This is a genomic window from Mesorhizobium sp. M0800 (assembly GCF_040320095.1).
Taxonomy (GTDB): Bacteria; Pseudomonadota; Alphaproteobacteria; order Rhizobiales; family Rhizobiaceae; genus Mesorhizobium.
Genome location: NZ_JAMYOZ010000003.1, coordinates 349735 through 366014 on the forward strand (window position 1 = coordinate 349735; position 16280 = coordinate 366014).

The window sequence follows — 16280 nt, forward strand, 5'->3', positions numbered from 1 at the left end:
CTCCAGCTCAGAAGGCCAAGCTAGCGGCGGGAGCTCAGATATCCAGCACTTCCGTCTCGGCGAATTCCGCGCGTTCCTGGATGAAGCGGAAACGGGCCTCGGGCTTGGTCCCCATCAATGCGTCGACCGCATCCTTGGTCGCCGCCTCGGCATCGATAACGTCGACCCGCAGCAGCGTGCGCTTTTTCGGGTCCATGGTGGTTTCCTTGAGCTGGGCGGCCATCATTTCGCCCAGCCCCTTGAAGCGGCCGATTTCGACCTTGCCGCGCCCGGTGAATTCGGTGCGCAGGAGTTCGTCCTTGTGCGCATCGTCGCGGGCATAGGCGACCTTGCCGCCTTGCCGGATCGAATAGAGCGGCGGCACCGCCAGATAGAGATGGCCGCCGCGGACCAGGCTTGGCATCTCCTGATAGAAAAAGGTGATCAGCAGCGAGGCGATATGGGCGCCGTCGACGTCGGCATCGGTCATGATGATGACCCGGTCGTAGCGCAGGTCCTCGTCGCGGTATCTCGAGCGCGTGCCGCAGCCAAGCGCCTGGATGAGGTCGGATATCTGCTGGTTGGCGGCAAGCTTGTCGTTGCCGGCGCTGGCGACGTTGAGGATCTTGCCGCGCAGGGGCAGCACCGCCTGGCTGGCGCGGTCGCGCGCCTGCTTTGCCGAACCGCCGGCCGAATCGCCCTCGACGATGAACAGCTCGGCACCGGCGGCGGCATTCTGCGTGCAGTCGGCGAGCTTGCCGGGCAGGCGCAGCTTGCGCACCGCACTCTTGCGCGACACTTCCTTTTCCTGGCGGCGGCGCACCCGCTCGTCGGCGCGCGCGATCACCCATTCGAGCAGTTTCGAAGCTTCCTGCGGATTGTCGGCCAGCCAGTGGTCGAACGGGTCGCGGATAGCGCTTTCGACGATGCGGATCGCCTCGATCGTCGCCAGCCTGTCCTTGGTCTGGCCGACGAATTCCGGTTCGCGGATGAACACCGACAGCATGCCCGCCGCCGAGATCATCACATCCTCGGAAGTGACGATCGAAGCGCGCTTGTTGCCGACCAGGTCGGCATAAGCGCGCAAGCCGCGCGTCAGGACGTTGCGGAAGCCGGCCTCATGCGTGCCGCCTTCGGCGGTCGGAATGGTGTTGCAATAGGAATTGATAAAACCGTCGCCGCCGAACCAGGTTACCGCCCATTCGAGCGAACCGTGGCCACCCTGCTTCTCGCTCTTACCGGCAAACATTTCACGGGTGACCTGGAATTCGTCGCCGAGCGAGGCTTTCAGATAATCCTTGAGGCCGCCCGGAAAATGGAATTCTGCCTTGGCCGGCGTCGTGTCCTTTTCCTTGATCAGCGAGGGATCGCAGGTCCAGCGGATTTCGACACCACCGAACAGGTAGGCCTTTGACCGCGCCATGCGGTAGAGCCGCGCCGGCTCGAAAGCAGCACCCTTGCCGAAAATCTGCTCGTCTGGATGGAAGCGGATCTTCGTGCCGCGGCGGTTGTGCACCTCGCCGAGCTGCTCCAGGGCGGTCACCGGAACGCCTCGCGAGAAGCGCTGGCGATAGAGCTTGCGCCCAATCGCGACCTCGACCTCGAGATGGTCGGACAGCGCGTTGACCACGGAAACGCCGACACCGTGCAGGCCGCCGGACGTCTCGTAAACCTTGCTGTCGAACTTGCCGCCTGAATGCAGCGTCGTCATGATGAGTTCGAGCGCCGGCTTCTTGAATTTCGGGTGCGGATCGACCGGAATGCCGCGGCCGTTGTCGGTTACGGACAGGTATCCGTCGGCGGAAAGCTCGACATCGATGAAGGTCGCATGGCCGGCGACCGCCTCGTCCATCGAATTGTCGATGACCTCGGCGAACAGATGGTGCATCGCCTTGTCGTCGGTGCCGCCAATGTACATGCCCGGGCGGCGGCGCACCGGCTCCAGCCCCTCCAGCACTTCGATATCGGCGGCACTGTAGCTCTCGCTGGCGTCGCGGGGCGCCGGCCGCTTCGCCGCCTGCACCAGCGGGTCGGCCGGGCGCGCGGCGGCGCGAGCCGGTTGCGGCTGCTTGTCCAATTTGGCGAAAAGATCGTTATTGTCGTCCATGCCGGTCCTGGATTCCGATGCTGCGAATCACCACCCGATACTGCCACGCTTTTTGCGGGCAGGCGACGGAGGTTCCTGTTACGTTCGAGGACAGGGCCTCTTACTGCAAAACCATTCGACAACCAAGCGGCGGAAATGGGGTCGAAGCCTGGAGCATCGACGCTTTGTAAACCCTGTCCGAAGGTTACGCCGCAAGATTGGCTAAAAAAACGGTATTTGCGGACTGTCGCTGACCTAGAATGCAGCGGAACCCTCAAGAGGCTGTCGCTTAAGCATGTTGGATTACAGTTCGCTCCTGCTCGCGGCGGCGCTGTCGGGCACGTGCCTTAGCATCACCATGTTTGCGATCTGGTTCACCGCGCCACAGGCACGCTTTGTGCTGACGGTGGCCTGCGGCATTCTCGTGCTGGTCGCACATGTCGTGTTGTTCTGGCATTACACCAGGGATCCAAGCGCCTGGCTTTGCCAGATCGTGCTTGTGCTTCTCAGCCTCGGCTTCCTGATCATCTGCCTGTCGGCCATGCAATATCTCGGCATAGGCGACTACAGGCGAGCCATCTTGCCGACCTTGGTTGCGATGGCTGTTTGCGCGGGCGCGACGTATCTCGGATTTGATGGTGTCGGCTTTATTGTCACCTACGCAACGGTAACGGCGCTGCTCTCGCTCATCGGAGCGATGTTCTGGATTGAGGGTGGTCACGATCGCCGGATATTGCTGGTCGTCTCCTTCCTGAGCGGCGTCTGTGCCCTGTCGTTCGGACTTTGCGGCGCGGTCCTGCTGGTCAAGGGCCAATGGGTGCTGGGTGTTGCGCCCGACAATTGGGCCGAGCGGGTGAATTCCGTGGTGGCCGTCGCCTGCATGACCGGGCTCGGCGCATTGACGCTCTCCCTGCACCATTTGCAGGCGCAGATCGAATTGAAGGCCGAGACGATGACCGATCCATTGACCGGGCTAATGAATCGGCGGGCGTTGACGGCACTCTACGGCGAGCGGGTCTTCGGTCCGTTCATGTCCGTCGCCATGTTCGACCTTGACCATTTCAAGAGGACGAACGACGTATTTGGTCACCCAGTCGGCGACCAGGTTCTGTGCCGCTTTGCCGCCGTCATCAGGAAATACGCCCGGACCGGCGTCGACGCCTTCCGGCTGGGCGGCGAGGAATTCGTGCTCGTCATGTCGCGGATGACGGAAGAGAAGGCCTATGACATTGCGAGCAAGATCAGCGTCGCCTTCGGCACGGAAGTCGTGGCCACCCAACTCGGTCCGTTGCGAAGCACAGTCAGCGGCGGCATCGGCTTTGGCGGAACAAACGGCACCGGTCTCGACGATGTGCTGGCCGAAGCCGACGCAGCACTCTATGCGGCAAAGCGCGCCGGGCGAAATCGCGTCGTCGTCCGGGACCGGGCGAGCAAGGCCGACGGGCCGGCCTTGCGTTCTGCCTGATTGAGGTTTCTATCTTCTTGTTAGACCCATGATCTTGTCCGAAAACCGGATTCCACTTTTCGGGATCATGATCTATTCCGCCGCACCCAGATATTCCGACAGCGGCGGGCAGGAGCAGACAAGGTTGCGGTCGCCGGCGACATTGTCGATGCGCGACACCGGCGGCCAGTATTTTGCCGCCGTGTCGGCATCGCCGGCGGGGTAGGCCGCCTCCAGGCGCGAATAGGGATGGGTCCACTGGCCGGCCAACGCCTCGGCGGCGGTGTGTGGCGCGTTGACCAGAGGATTGTCGCCCAACGGCCATTCGCCCTTCGCCACCTTGGCTGCTTCGCCGGCTATGGCGATCATCGCCTCGCAGAAGCGATCCAGCTCGCGCTTGGGCTCGGACTCGGTCGGCTCCACCATCAGTGTGCCGGCCACCGGGAAAGACATGGTCGGTGCATGGAAACCATAGTCGATCAGCCGCTTGGCGATATCGTCGACGCTGATGCCGGCGCTGTCTTTGAGCACGCGGGTGTCGAGGATGCATTCATGCGCAACGCGTCCGTTGCGCCCTTTGTAAAGCAGGGGGAAATGCTCGCCGAGCCGCGTCGCCACATAGTTGGCGGAGATGATCGCCGTCTCGGTCGCCTGCTTCAGGCCGGAAGCGCCCATCATGCGGATATACATCCAGGTGATCGGCAGGATGGAGGCACTGCCGAACGGTGCCGCCGCCACGGCATGGGCCGAGCCTTCGGTGACGTGGCCGGGCAGATATGGCTTCAGGTGCGCCTTGACGCCGATCGGGCCGACGCCGGGGCCGCCGCCGCCATGCGGGATGCAGAAGGTCTTGTGCAGGTTCATGTGGCAGACATCGGCGCCGATATCGCCGGGACGGGCGAGGCCGACCAGCGCGTTGAGGTTGGCGCCGTCGAAATAGACCTGGCCGCCATGGCTGTGGACGAGGGCACAAAGGTCGCGCGCGCCTTCCTCGAAGACGCCATGCGTCGAAGGATAGGTGAACATCAGCGCCGCAAGGTTGTGCGCATGCTCGGCCGCCTTGGCCTGCAGGTCGGCCGTATCGATATTGCCGTCCTCGGTGCAGCGCACGACGACGACGCTCATGCCGGCCATGGCCGCACTTGCCGGATTGGTGCCATGCGCCGAGGACGGGATCAGGCAGACGGTGCGATGGCCTTCGCCGCGCGACAGATGATAGCCGCGAATGGCGAGCAGCCCGGCATATTCGCCCTGGCTGCCAGCATTGGGCTGCAGGGTCACCGCGTCGAAGCCGGTGATCTCGGCCAGCCAGCCTTCCAGCTCCTCGATCATGGCGCGATAGCCTGTCGAATGGTTTGCCGGCGCGAAGGGATGCAGGTTGGCGACATCAGGCCAGCTCACCGGCATCATTTCGGCGGCGGCGTTGAGCTTCATGGTGCAGGAGCCGAGCGGGATCATGGCGCGGTCGAGCGCCAGGTCCTTGTCGGCCAGCCGGCGCAGGAAGCGCATCATGTCGGTTTCCGAGTGGTTTTCGCGGAAGACGGGCTGGGTGAGGAGCTCCTTGCCGCGCGGTTTTCCTGGCATGGAACTGCCTGCGGCAACGCCGGCCTTGGCGCCGAAAAGCGCTGCGAGTGCCTCCAGATCGCCTTCAGTGGAGGTCTCGTCGAAGCTGATGCCGACATGGTCGGCGTCGATGACGCGCAGCAGCCGACCGGTCTTCTCGGCGGCGGCGGCGATGGCGCCGGCTCTGCCTTTCATTTCCACGGTCACAGTGTCGAAGCGGCTTTCGCCGAGTACCGAAACGCCTGCTGCCTTGAGGCCGGCAGCCAGGCGGTTGGCCAGCGTGTGGACGCGGCCGGCAATCGCCTGCAGCCCGGCAGGGCCATGCCAGATCGCATAGGCCGTCGCCATATTGGCGAGCAGCGCCTGTGCGGTGCAGATGTTGGAGGTCGCCTTGTCGCGGCGGATATGCTGCTCGCGTGTCTGCAAAGCGAGGCGATAACCAGGACGGCCCTTGCTATCCGTCGACTGGCCAACGAGCCGGCCGGGCATCAGCCGCGTCAGCCTGTCGGAGACGGCGCAATAGGCGGCGTGCGGCCCGCCAAAGCCCATCGGCACGCCAAAACGCTGCATCGGGCCGACGGCGATGTCGGCGCCAAGCCTGGCCGGCGCATCGGTCAGCGTCAGGCCAAGCGGGTCGGCGATGAAGACGACCAGCGCGCCGGCCGCGCGGGCCTTGTCGATTGCTGCCTTGTGATTGCCGTAGACGCCGAACGTATCGGGCCAGGAAACCAGCAGGGCGGCGGTGTTGTCGTCGATCACCTCGCCGTCGACCTCGATGCCAAGCGGCTCGGCGCGCGTGCGCACGACGTCCAGCGTCTGCGGGTGCGGCGTGCCGGCCAGTGCCACCTTGGTGCGCTTGTCGCGATGATGGCGCAGCGCGATGCCAACCGCTTCGGCCGCCGCCGTCGCCTCGTCGAGCAGCGAGGCCGATGCCACCGGCAGGCCGGTCAGTTCCGTCACCAGCGTCTGGAAGTTGAACAGCATTTCCAGCCGGCCCTGACTGATCTCGGCTTGGTAAGGCGTGTAAGCCGTATACCAGGCCGGGTTCTCGAACAGGTTGCGCTGGATCACCGGCGGCACGTGGACGCCATGATAGCCGGCACCGATGAAGCTCTTCAGCACCGTGTTCTTTGCCATCGTCGCCGCGAGCTCGGCCAGCGCTTCCGCTTCGCTTGCGGGCCCGGGCAGGGCCAGCGGCCGGTCGAGCCGGATCGACTTCGGCACTGCCTGGCTGATCAGGGTCTCGACCGAAGGAACGCCGATCGTCGCCAGCATGGCTCTGACGTCATGGAGGCCCGGGCCGATATGGCGAGCCGAGAAGGGGTAGGGTGCTGCGGTCATCTTCCTGGTCCTGCTATCAACCAATATGGGCTTTGTAAGCGGCTTCATCGAGGAGGCCGTCGAGCTGGCTCTCATTGGCCAGCTTCATCTTCCATAGCCAGCCGTCGCCGGTTGCCGCCGAATTGACGAGTGAAGGATCCGATGACAGCGAGGTGTTGGCCTCGGTGATCTCGCCGTCGACCGGCGCGTAGACATCCGATGCGGCCTTGACCGATTCGACCACCACGGCGGTGTCGCCCTTGGCCAGTTTTCTGCCCAATTCCGGCAGCTCGACGAAGACGAGATCGCCGAGCTGCTGCTGCGCGTAATCGGTGATGCCGACCGTGGCAATGCCGCCCTCGACGCGCAGCCATTCGTGATCTTCGGTGAAATAGGTCTTTGCCATTAAATCATCCTTTGCGATAGCGATGGGGCGTGAAGGGCAAGAGGTGGATGTCGACCGGGATTTTCGTCCCGCGAACGTCGGCGAACAGTTTTGCGCCGGATTTGGCAAGCGGCGTCTGGACGTAGCCCATGGCGACCGGATGACCGGCCGAGGGGCCGAAGCCGCCTGAGGTGACATGGCCGGCAGGGTTGCCGTCAGCATCGAAAAGGGCAGCACCGGCGCGCACCGGCTGGCGGCCTTCCGGCTTCAGGCCGACGCGTTTTTGCGCCGGACCGCGCTCCAGGATGGCGCGCAGCGCATCGGCGCCGATGAAGGCGCCAGAGGCGCGAACCTCCTTGGGGATGGCCCACATCAGCCCGGCGCTGGCCGGATCGATCTCCGGCGTGATGTCCAGCCCGTGCAGGCACAGTCCGGCTTCGAGCCGCAGGCTGTCGCGGGCGGCAAGGCCGACCCACATCACCCGCTCGTCCTCGAGCAGCCTGGCGACGAGGTTTCTTGCATCCGCTTCCGGCAGGCCGATCTCGAAGCCGTCTTCGCCGGTATAGCCGGACCGGCTCATGAACCATTTTTCGCGCGGCTCGATGCCGTGCATGAACACCAGCGAACCGGTCTCGATGCCGGCGCGGGAAAGGGCAGCCCACGCCTCGGGGCCCTGTATGGCCAAGAAGACGCCGTCGAGCGCATCCACTTTTACATCGAAATCGCCCTTTGCATCGAAATTTTTGGCCAGTGCGCGCAAATGCTTTTCGTCGGCGGCGGCGTTGCCGGCATTGGCGACCATCATGAAGCGCTCGGCGCCGAGCCTGGTGACGATCAGATCGTCCAGAATGCCGGCCGCCTCATTGAGGAAGAACGTGTATTTGGACTGGGAAATCTCAAGCGCGCCGGCATCGAACGGGCAGGCGCGGTTCAGAAGCGGTGCTGCGCCCGGGCCGCTGATTTCGAACAGCTTCATGTGCGAGATGTCGAACAGGCCGGCACGCTCGCGGCTGTGCAGGTGCTCCTTCATCACGCCGGCCGGATAGGTCAGCGGCATCGACCAGCCGGCGAAGGCGCCAAAGCGCGCACCAGCTGCCATGTGCAGATCTTCGAGGGGAAGGTGTTTGGTGTCGTCGCCCGTCATGTCATCTCCAGAGTCGCACGCAAGCGGCCGCGAATGGCGACCAGTCCGTGCCCCTCTGTCTGAAGCCTGAGAGACTCGCGCCCCGTAACTCTGTCGGCAGCGCTTACACCTTCGGCGCGGGGGCAAGCCCCGACTTTCCAGAGTGTCTTTCCCGTCTACGGTTCTTTTGCCTGAGAGATTTCGGGCGATTTCCCCTTCGGCGGCAGCTCTCGCTGCTCTCTCCCACAAACAGGTAGGACTCGGTCAGGAGCCCTCGACTCGTCATCCATAGCCCGTGGACGACACCTTGTCACCTGCCGGCGACATTTTTACGCCAAGTCTTCTGCGGGCCTTCTTTACAGGCAAGCCTTCGCTAACCACGCCGCTTGCCGGTTTCTCAAGACCTTGCCGATATACCGCATAAGGGCCGGCAATTACCGGCGGCGGGCGGGGAAGAAAATGGGCGAATTGATCATGAGCGCGCCGGTGGCCGGGCTGACCTCGAAAAATCGGATCACGGCGGAAGACGTGGTCATGCTGCGCCGCGAAGTGTTCGGCGACGGCGTGATAACGCGCGGCGAGGCCGAGGCGCTGTTTGCGCTGGATGCAACGGCGAGGGACAAATGCGCAGAATGGCTTGAGTTTTTCGTCGAGGCCGTCACCGATTTCATCGTCCACCAGGAAAAGCCGGCGGGCTATGTTTCGCAAGACAATGCCGACTGGCTGATCCGGACGATTTCGCGCGACGGCATGGTCGACAGCCAGACCGAACTCGAGGTGCTGGTGCATGTGCTGGAAGTTGCCAAATCATCGCCGAGCACGCTTTCCAGCTATGCGCTGGAGCAGGTCGCTCATGCGGTCGTGGACGGCAAGGGGCCGCTGATGACCGGCGGCAGGCTTATCCCTGGGTCGATTGCCAAGGCTGAGGTCGAGCTGTTGCGCCGCATCCTTTACGCCTACGGCGGCGATGGCAACATCGCCATCAGCCGCGCCGAGGCCGAGGTGCTGTTCGAGATCAACGAGCGGACAGCGGCGGGCGACAACGATCCGTCCTGGAACGATCTGTTCGTCAAGGCGATCGCCAATTTCGTCATGTGTTCGGCCGGCTACGAACCGCCGGTGCGCGACGTGGCGCTGCGCCGGGATGCTTTTTTCGAACAGGCCGATCCGGAGATCGGCCGGTTCTTCAGCCGCATGGTATCGGGCGGCCTGTCCGGCATCATGGAAGCCTATCGCTCACCGGGCGACGTCGAGGCCGAATGGGAATCGAGGAACAAGGCAGCCGAGGCACTGGCCCGCCGCGCCGAGACGGTCGATGCCGGCGAAGCGAAGTGGCTTGCTGAACACATCGGCGACCGGCCGCTGCAGGAGAACGAGCGTGCGCTGCTGACGCTGATCAAGCACGCCTCGCCGGAAATCCACCCGGCGCTGAAACCGCTGATCGACAAGGTTGCGTGAGCCTTTCACGAGCAACCGAGCGTCACTGCCAACCCTGAAGCGATGCGAACGGACAGGCAGCCAATTAACTGGACAGGCTCAAGTGCATCTCTAGCGACTGATTACAGCCGACGGCAGCGCATTAACCTTTCCGAGGACAGGCAACATCAGCCAGGATCGGTAGACAGCCCTTAAGCGACAATGTCCTGAATCAGGCGCGTGAGTGGGGCTTCGTCGCCGGAAAAGCTTGAGATCATGGCCTTCATGACCCGATCGCGATCCAGTTCGTCATCGTCGAAACCATGGCCGGCGTTGTCGGCTAATATCGCCAGAAACGCCAGCTGAGTGCGGCCGTTGCCTTCTCGGAAGGGGTGTATCGCATTGATCTCAGCGAGAACGTGTGCTGCGCCAGCTGCAAAGACCTCGGCTGATGTGCCGGAATAATGGCCGGCGGCTGAGAGTTCTCCGAAAACCCGCTGCATCTCGGCATCGATGTACTCGGGGTAGCAAAACCAGTTACCGCCCTTGCCGATGCGGATGGTGCGCGGTTCACCGGCCCACGCATAGACGTCCTGAAACAGGTGACGATGCAGTGCCAGATAGTGCGGATAATCCAGATCACCAGCTGGAAACGCCTCATCGGCCCGGGTCAGAAACAGAGCGAGCTCAAACTCGTCGAGCTCGGATTGATCATGAATGTCGAGGAGGTTGCGAAGGACGGTCGTGCCCGGATAGCACAGAGGATCGGATTCTGCGGCATAGACCAAGGTCCGCTACTTCTTGCGCGCCTGTTCTTTGATGAGCTTGCGTCGCTCATCACCGCTCAGCCCACGCTGCGAGCTTTGCTCAAGGATATGCCCCATGCGTGGACTTAGCTTCATACCTTCGACGGCGCTGATTTTGGCGCCTCGACTGCTCGTCAGGACATAGTGTCCGCTCTTTGGCGAGCGATCTAATTTGGGGGAACGACTTTTCATCTGGCAACGCTAGCACATGCCGGCCAAGGGGACCAAAGCGAATTTTGCGGCCGTGAAACAGCTGAATCCGACGATCATGGAGCGAGCGCGCCACTGTCGCTGAAATACGGTCGCTGATCGACAAGGTCGCATAAGCAGTCGCGCGACGCTATTATTTGGCGGGCTCCGGCTTGGCACTGGTGTCGAAGCGCGACATCCATTTGAAGCTGCCGAACCAGTAGCGGCGCACGCCGCCTATGGTGCCGTCGGCGGTGCGCGCGCCGATCCAGTTGTTGACGTATTGGATGAGGCGGACATCGTCCGGGCGCATCGCAAACGCTTCCGCCGTCCGCAACAGCGGGCCGCCCACCATCGTCAACTTCGCGTCATAGAGCCTGGCGGCCATCTGCGGCGTCGGCGACGTCGCGACCATCGCCTGTGCGTCGCCGCCGATGATCGCGGCGAAAACATCTGAGGTATTGTCGAAAGACAGGATGGTCGCCTTGGGAAAAGCTTCCTTCGCGGCGGCTTGATCGGTGGAATTGGACAGCACGGCGATCTTGTATCCCGGCGCCGCCACTGCCTTTCCCGGCTTTTTCCCAAGGCTGGCGATCGTCGCAACCATACGGATATCGGCGGTACCGGTCTGGTTGGAGAACACCACCTCGCGTGCGCGTTCCGGCGTGCTGGCGTAGCCCGCCGCGATCATGTCGAAATCACCCTTGAGCAGTCTTGTCTTGAGGTCGTTCCAGGGCACCTCGACCAGCGTCAGGTCGACGCCGAGATCAGACGCCAGCGCACTGGTCAGGTCGACATCATAGCCGGCGAACTTCCCGTCGGCCTTCTTGAGGATCCATGGCGGGTTGAGCGCCACGCCGATCGTCAGTGTCTTCTGGTCGATGATGCGCTTGAGGCTGTCGTCCGCCCGGGCTGGCAGCAGCGACAAAGCCAACCAGGCAGAAAGGGCAAGTATAGTTGTGGCAATCATCTTAGCGCGCATTAATATAACCTCGCTGAGCCCGTCCGGTTGTCAGATTTACACAGAGGTGCCATTCTGTCGATAGCGGACCCTGATGGAGAGTTGCGATGTCGACACGGATGACGGTTACCGGTTCGATGATGTTCCTGGTTTGCATCCTGGGCAATCCGGCGAAGCTTTCGCTGCTGCCGGCGGCAGCGCAGGCTGCGGGGGCAAAACGCGTGGTCTGCTCCAGCGCCGATTACCGCTATTCCTATTGCGGGGTCGATACGCGCCGCGGCGTGCAGTTGACCTCCAGGCTTTCGAAGGCGCGTTGCGTATACGGTAGAAGCTGGGGCTATGACGGCGGCGGCATCTGGGTCGACAATGGTTGCTCGGCCGAATTCGCAGTCGCCGGCCCCAACCGCAATCCCTCTGCTGGCGACGTCGCCGCAGCCATTATCGTCGGCGGCGTGGTAGGCGCCATTCTCGACAACGGCAATTCGCATCGCCATCATTCCGATAATTACTATCCGAAGCCGCGCCCGCGCCGTTACGACCAATCGATCGATCCGACGCCGCAATTCGACAATCAGGGCAACCCCAACTTCGATACCCACGGCAACTACCAGGGACCGCACGGGCTGGGCAAGCTTGTCACCCCTGACGATAATCCTGACCTGAATCCGGCCCTGCGCAGCGACGGCGACGACAGCGACGACGACAGTTAGATGAAGCTTGGGTCAGGTTTCGGTCAGATGCCGCCGTACCAGTCGTAGCCATTGTCCTCCCAATAGCCGCCTCTGCCGCCGCCGATATTGGCGAAGCCGTCGACCAGCTCGATCTTGTAGAGGTATTTCGGCATCTTGTAGCCTAGCTGGCGCTCGACGCGGACGCGCAGGGGCGCGCCGTTTTCGACCGGCAACGGTTTGCCGTTGAGGCCATAGGCAAGGATCGTCTGCGGATGACGAGCATCGATCAGGTCGATCGAGCCGTAATATTTGATATCGCCGGCCAGGCTGCGGTCGATCGTGTCGAGGCAGTGGAACATGACGTAGCGCGCCTGCGGCTTGACCACTGCCTGGTCGAGCACCAGCGACAGCGGCGTGCCGGTCCATTTGGCAATGCAGCTCCAGCCTTCGACGCAGTCGTGGCGGGTGATCTGGGTGCGGCTCGGCATGTTCATCAGCTGCTCGCGGCTCAGCGACAGCGGTTTTTCGACGAGGCCTGAAACCTCCAGCCGCCAGTCGGCGAAATCGCTGGCGAGCAGGCCCTTGTACAAATCGTCGTCCGGTGCGGTGACACCGTTCGGCCGCTGCGGCTGGCGAATGTCGGCCTCGGTGAACTCCGGCGCCAGCGCATCAGCGCCGGCAAGCAGTCGCTGCGCCCGCCAGGTCAGGCCATTGGAGCTTTCGAGGAAGCTGCGCAGGCTGTCGCCGACGCCAAGCTGGCTGTCGAAGGCGTCGCAGCCCGACAGCATGATGCCGGAAAGGCCGAGGCTGGCCGAGGTCAGGAACTTTCTTCGGCTTATCTGTAGCTTGGAGCTGATCTCGAATTTCGCCATGTCAGGCACTCCTCTCTGGCGCATTGTCGCCATGCGCCGGCGGGTCGGTTCGGTACCACCCGGTGATGATGGAGCGCAGCTCGTTGATCGGGCCGGCGGCCAGGATCATCAGGATGTGGATAATGAAGAAGGCGACGAGCAGCAGCATCACCGTGAAATGAATGGTGCGCGCCGTCTGTCGGCCGCCGAGCACGTCGTTCAGGAATGGCAGCACCGAATCCATGCTCGGCGACATGGCAAGGCCGGTGATGATCATCAGCGGCAACAGCACGAACAGCACGCCGCCATAGGCCATCTTCTGCAGCGTGTTGTAGTCGCGCGTGTGATGGAACCTGAGCTTGGCGTGCTCGACAATGTCTCGCGGCAGGCGCCTGAAGTCATCGAGGCGCGGGGCAAGATCGCGGCGCAAATGGCCGTTGATCAGGCTGGCGACCAGCCAGACCAGCAGCGTGGTGGTCAGCACCCAGGCAAAGAAGAAATGAACGACGCGCGCGGTGCCGAGATCGTAATAGGAAGGGATCGTCGCCCAGGACGGGAAGGCACGGGAGGTCTCCTGGCCGGCCGGACCCGACCAGCCGAGCACGCCAGTGGTATCGAAGCGCTTGCCGAAGATTTCGGTATAGCCGCGCGGGCCAGTCGCCGTATTCTCGGCGCCAATGGCGAAGACGGTGTTGTTGTAGCCAAAACCCGACTCCTTGCCGATATAGAGCTGTGGGCGGGCGTTGAAGATCTGCAGGCCGGAAAGCAGCATGAAGAACAGCGCGATCGCCCACAGCCAATGCGTCAGCCGTGTCCAGCGCGACTGCCGATAGATCAGCGTCGCATCACTCGGCGCGGCGGTATCTGCTCCGGCGGCTTGGTTTCTGGCAAGCGATTCCATTTGTTGTTCCCTCCGGCCGCGCGTTCGCCGCGGCCTGTCAGATCTCTTCTCCTCCCAATACGTCGCCAGCCTAACCGATGTTTCACCCGACCACGGATTTATTACGGACTGCCGAGGCTGACGGCGAGGTTGACCGCGGCTGCCACGATGACCGTGTTGAAGAAGAACGACAGGATCGAGTGCACAAGCACGACACGGCGCATTTGCGAGGTCGTGATGTTGGTGTCGGCGGTTTGCGCCGTCATGCCGATCACCGTGGCGAAATAGAGGAAATCCGAGCCTTCCGGCCGCTTGCCGCCCGGGAAGTCGAGGCCGCCGACCGGAATTTTCTTTTTTGTGTCGCCATCCATCGCATCGCCATCCAACCAGTAGATATGCGCGTAGTGAAGTGCGGCCATGGCATGGATAGTCAACCAGCCAAGCGGGATAGACAGCAGCGCCACCGTAAGCTCGACGGTGTCCGCGCTCTTCTCCCTGTTGATCAATTGAAACAACGAAATGATGGCAATAGCGACGACAATCAGCGTGACCGCGAAGATGGCCAGTACCGGCAGGTCCGTGTCGCCTGCATTCTTGCGCAGATAGCTGCCGGTAAGCCGCGGCATATGGGCGATGACAAGGACGAGATAGGCGGCAAAGAACACATTGGCGCCGATCGAATAGGCAAGCGGCGCACGCCAGACCAGCGCGGCGCCAAAAGCTGCCACGCCGATGCAGGCCGACACCGCGAACGGCGTGTGGCGTCGCATGGGCATCTTGGTCGGGGTACCGGTCGCCATGGTCTCAGTCCGCTGACGCGGATTTCAGCGCTCGCCGTAGGATGCGGTCAAGCTCGCCGAGGAACCGCGAGCGATCCTGCGGCGCGAAGCTCGAATTGTAGCCCTTGCTTTCGCCGGTTTCGCGCAGATGCTGCTTGAGATCGCGCATTGCCACCGCCATGCCGATCGTTTCGGGCGTAAACGGGCGTCCGGTCGGACCAAGTACGTGGGCGCCAAGCGCCACCGCGCGCGCGGCAAGCGGGATATCGGCGGTCACCACAATGTCGTTGGACCGGGCATTTTCGACGATCCAGTCGTCGGCGGCATCGGCGCCCTTGGAGACGACGACATTGCGGATCATCGGATCGCGCGACGGACGCAAGCCGCCATTGGAGACGAAGGTGACGACGATACCGTGCCGCTCGGCGACTTTTTCGACCTCGGCCTTCACCGGGCAAGCGTCGGCATCGACGAGAATAGCAGGTGCGGGCATCGTTGTTCCAAATGTGAAAGAGCCGGGCGGCGTCGCCCGGCTCGATCGATGATAGTCGAGCGGCTACTAGGCCGGCAACGCGCCGGACCTCTTGGCCGTCCAGGTGGCGATATAGTCCATCAATCCTGGATTGAGGCAATCATAAGGTTCGAGCCCGATCGACTTCAGCTGTGACCTTATGCCGTCCATGCGGCTCGGATCGACACCGGATTCGATGATCGAGGAGACAAAGGCGGTGAAGCCCGGCGGCGCCCAGCCATCCTCCTGGAAGCGTTCCGGATGGATGAAGGACAGCCCCTTGAAAGCGTGGTCGCGCTCGACCGGGCCGTGCATGTGGACGCCGCAGCCGGTGCAGGCATGGCGCAGGATCAGCGCGCCCGGATCGACGATCTTCAGCTTGTCGCCGTTTTCGGTCACCGTCACGTCGTTTGTACCGGCAACCGCCACGACCGAGAACAGTGCGCCTTCCGGCTTCCAGCATTTGGTGCAGCCGCAGGCATGGTTGTGGGCGATCTGGCCCTTGACCTTCACCTTGACCGGGTTGCTGGTGCAGGCGCAGACCAGCGTGCCGCCGGCAAAATCGGCCTTTTCCCGTGGCAGTCCATTGTCGATTTTAGGATGCAGTTTTTCCGGCATTTTTGTCTCCTCCCTGGTTCTATGCTGGTTCCGTTTCGATTACCGCTTCATTCTCCATACGGTGTTCTTGCTTGACGCGCTCTACCACCTTGAGCGCCTTTCTCAGATATGTATCGCGCACGAGAAACGATATTTCTTCTCTGCCGCGGTCGATCTCATCGAGGTCGATGCGAACGCGGTTGTTATTCCTAAGCGCTACCCAAAGATGTTCGCCGAATTGCCAGCTCTGCATACTGAGCGACTCGCTGAAATTCGGATATCGGATCCGAACCCGGATCAGTACCTCCTTCAATAGACTACCACGCTCCTGATCGACTTGCCTTCATGCATCAGGTCAAAGCCCTTGTTGATATCCTCGAGCTTCAGCGTGTGGGTGATCATCGGATCGATCTCGATCTTGCCGGCCATGTACCAGTCGACGATCTTCGGCACGTCGGTGCGGCCGCGCGCGCCGCCGAAGGCGGTGCCCATCCAGGTGCGGCCGGTGACCAGCTGGAACGGCCGCGTCGAGATCTCCTGGCCGGCGCCGGCAACGCCGATGATGACCGACTTGCCCCAGCCGCGATGCGAGGCTTCCAGCGCCTGCCGCATGACCTTGGTGTTGCCGGTGCAGTCGAACGTGTAGTCGGCGCCGCCGATCTGGTCGGCGCCGCGCTTGGTCATGTTGACGAGATGGGCCACGACATCGCCGTCGATCT

16 protein-coding genes and 1 riboswitch are annotated in these 16280 nt (G+C 62.7%); of the genes, 3 read left to right on the plus strand and 13 right to left on the minus strand.

Annotated elements, in window-relative coordinates; translation table 11 throughout:
- Positions 1-34: 34 nt before the first annotated feature.
- Positions 35-2086, minus strand: coding sequence for a DNA topoisomerase IV subunit B (gene parE, locus NKI18_RS06475; RefSeq protein WP_352620529.1), 2052 nt, complete (start codon positions 2084-2086; stop codon positions 35-37).
- 274 nt (positions 2087-2360) lie between these two features.
- On the opposite strand from parE, the gene NKI18_RS06480 reads away from it, so the two are divergent.
- Positions 2361-3530, plus strand: a complete 1170-nt coding sequence (locus NKI18_RS06480; RefSeq protein ID WP_352620530.1) for a GGDEF domain-containing protein — start codon at positions 2361-2363, stop codon at positions 3528-3530.
- Between the two features lie 72 nt (positions 3531-3602).
- Here the strand turns inward: NKI18_RS06480 and gcvP are convergent, their stop codons facing one another.
- The 3 genes from gcvP to gcvT are packed head-to-tail and all read right to left on the minus strand — an operon-like array spanning position 3603 to position 7921.
- Positions 3603-6413 (minus strand): aminomethyl-transferring glycine dehydrogenase, encoded by a 2811-nt coding sequence (gene gcvP / locus NKI18_RS06485; RefSeq protein WP_352620531.1) that lies wholly within the window; start codon positions 6411-6413, stop codon positions 3603-3605.
- A gap of 16 nt (positions 6414-6429) precedes the next feature.
- Entirely contained in the window at positions 6430-6798 is a 369-nt protein-coding gene (gene gcvH / locus NKI18_RS06490) for a glycine cleavage system protein GcvH (RefSeq protein ID WP_352454443.1), read from the minus strand.
- 4 nt (positions 6799-6802) lie between these two features.
- On the minus strand, positions 6803-7921 hold the full coding sequence (gene gcvT / locus NKI18_RS06495; RefSeq protein ID WP_352620532.1) for a glycine cleavage system aminomethyltransferase GcvT: 1119 nt from the start codon (positions 7919-7921) through the stop codon (positions 6803-6805).
- A gap of 148 nt (positions 7922-8069) precedes the next feature.
- A riboswitch (glycine riboswitch) is annotated at positions 8070-8156 on the minus strand.
- Between the two features lie 203 nt (positions 8157-8359).
- On the opposite strand from gcvT, the gene NKI18_RS06500 reads away from it, so the two are divergent.
- A complete protein-coding gene (locus tag NKI18_RS06500; RefSeq protein WP_353019160.1) occupies positions 8360-9358 on the plus strand; it encodes a hypothetical protein in 999 nt (332 codons plus the stop codon).
- A gap of 170 nt (positions 9359-9528) precedes the next feature.
- Here NKI18_RS06500 and NKI18_RS06505 read toward each other — a convergent pair whose 3' ends face one another.
- Both NKI18_RS06505 and NKI18_RS06510 read right to left on the minus strand, forming a co-directional pair.
- The gene (locus NKI18_RS06505) at positions 9529-10104 is read right to left on the minus strand and encodes a Fic/DOC family protein (protein WP_352451340.1); all 576 of its coding nucleotides are present in this window, start codon (positions 10102-10104) and stop codon (positions 9529-9531) included.
- Between the two features lie 361 nt (positions 10105-10465).
- Complete coding sequence (locus tag NKI18_RS06510; protein WP_353019162.1) at positions 10466-11281, minus strand: transporter substrate-binding domain-containing protein; 816 nt, start codon at positions 11279-11281, stop codon at positions 10466-10468.
- A 98-nt stretch (positions 11282-11379) separates the two neighbouring features.
- Between NKI18_RS06510 and NKI18_RS06515 the strand changes: the two genes are divergently transcribed.
- Positions 11380-11982: a DUF3011 domain-containing protein gene (locus NKI18_RS06515; RefSeq protein WP_023678860.1), complete on the plus strand. Its 603-nt coding sequence runs from the start codon at positions 11380-11382 to the stop codon at positions 11980-11982.
- Between the two features lie 23 nt (positions 11983-12005).
- On the opposite strand, the gene NKI18_RS06520 is transcribed toward NKI18_RS06515, so the two are convergent.
- From NKI18_RS06520 to NKI18_RS06550, 7 genes are all read right to left on the minus strand, one after another.
- Complete coding sequence (locus NKI18_RS06520) at positions 12006-12815, minus strand: molybdopterin-binding protein (RefSeq protein ID WP_352620537.1); 810 nt, start codon at positions 12813-12815, stop codon at positions 12006-12008.
- Position 12816: 1 nt separating this feature from the next.
- Positions 12817-13695: a cytochrome b/b6 domain-containing protein gene (locus NKI18_RS06525; RefSeq protein WP_023678858.1), complete on the minus strand. Its 879-nt coding sequence runs from the start codon at positions 13693-13695 to the stop codon at positions 12817-12819.
- Between the two features lie 101 nt (positions 13696-13796).
- The gene (locus NKI18_RS06530; protein ID WP_352620539.1) at positions 13797-14474 is read right to left on the minus strand and encodes a DUF1345 domain-containing protein; all 678 of its coding nucleotides are present in this window, start codon (positions 14472-14474) and stop codon (positions 13797-13799) included.
- 4 nt (positions 14475-14478) lie between these two features.
- The gene (locus NKI18_RS06535) at positions 14479-14946 is read right to left on the minus strand and encodes a YaiI/YqxD family protein (protein WP_352454435.1); all 468 of its coding nucleotides are present in this window, start codon (positions 14944-14946) and stop codon (positions 14479-14481) included.
- 66 nt (positions 14947-15012) lie between these two features.
- Complete coding sequence (gfa, locus tag NKI18_RS06540; protein ID WP_352697755.1) at positions 15013-15582, minus strand: S-(hydroxymethyl)glutathione synthase; 570 nt, start codon at positions 15580-15582, stop codon at positions 15013-15015.
- A gap of 19 nt (positions 15583-15601) precedes the next feature.
- The gene (locus tag NKI18_RS06545; protein ID WP_352622796.1) at positions 15602-15874 is read right to left on the minus strand and encodes a hypothetical protein; all 273 of its coding nucleotides are present in this window, start codon (positions 15872-15874) and stop codon (positions 15602-15604) included.
- A partial coding sequence (locus NKI18_RS06550) for a zinc-binding dehydrogenase (RefSeq protein WP_353019166.1) occupies positions 15871-16280 on the minus strand: 410 nt, incomplete at its 5' end. The genes NKI18_RS06545 and NKI18_RS06550, both read right to left, overlap by 4 nt.

Excerpts from the sequence above, each read along its gene's own strand:
- gcvT (WP_352620532.1), bottom strand. The coding sequence starts at position 7,921 with ATGACGGGCGACGACACCAAACACCTTCCCCTCGAAGATCTGCACATG.
- gcvP (WP_352620531.1), bottom strand. The coding sequence starts at position 6,413 with ATGACCGCAGCACCCTACCCCTTCTCGGCTCGCCATATCGGCCCGGGC.
- NKI18_RS06510 (WP_353019162.1), bottom strand. The coding sequence starts at position 11,281 with ATGATTGCCACAACTATACTTGCCCTTTCTGCCTGGTTGGCTTTGTCG.
- gcvH (WP_352454443.1), bottom strand. The coding sequence starts at position 6,798 with ATGGCAAAGACCTATTTCACCGAAGATCACGAATGGCTGCGCGTCGAG.
- NKI18_RS06530 (WP_352620539.1), bottom strand. The coding sequence starts at position 14,474 with ATGGCGACCGGTACCCCGACCAAGATGCCCATGCGACGCCACACGCCG.
- NKI18_RS06525 (WP_023678858.1), bottom strand. The coding sequence starts at position 13,695 with ATGGAATCGCTTGCCAGAAACCAAGCCGCCGGAGCAGATACCGCCGCG.
- NKI18_RS06500 (WP_353019160.1), top strand. The coding sequence starts at position 8,360 with ATGGGCGAATTGATCATGAGCGCGCCGGTGGCCGGGCTGACCTCGAAA.
- gfa (WP_352697755.1), bottom strand. The coding sequence starts at position 15,582 with ATGCCGGAAAAACTGCATCCTAAAATCGACAATGGACTGCCACGGGAA.
- NKI18_RS06520 (WP_352620537.1), bottom strand. The coding sequence starts at position 12,815 with ATGGCGAAATTCGAGATCAGCTCCAAGCTACAGATAAGCCGAAGAAAG.
- NKI18_RS06535 (WP_352454435.1), bottom strand. The coding sequence starts at position 14,946 with ATGCCCGCACCTGCTATTCTCGTCGATGCCGACGCTTGCCCGGTGAAG.
- NKI18_RS06515 (WP_023678860.1), top strand. The coding sequence starts at position 11,380 with ATGTCGACACGGATGACGGTTACCGGTTCGATGATGTTCCTGGTTTGC.
- parE (WP_352620529.1), bottom strand. The coding sequence starts at position 2,086 with ATGGACGACAATAACGATCTTTTCGCCAAATTGGACAAGCAGCCGCAA.
- NKI18_RS06480 (WP_352620530.1), top strand. The coding sequence starts at position 2,361 with ATGTTGGATTACAGTTCGCTCCTGCTCGCGGCGGCGCTGTCGGGCACG.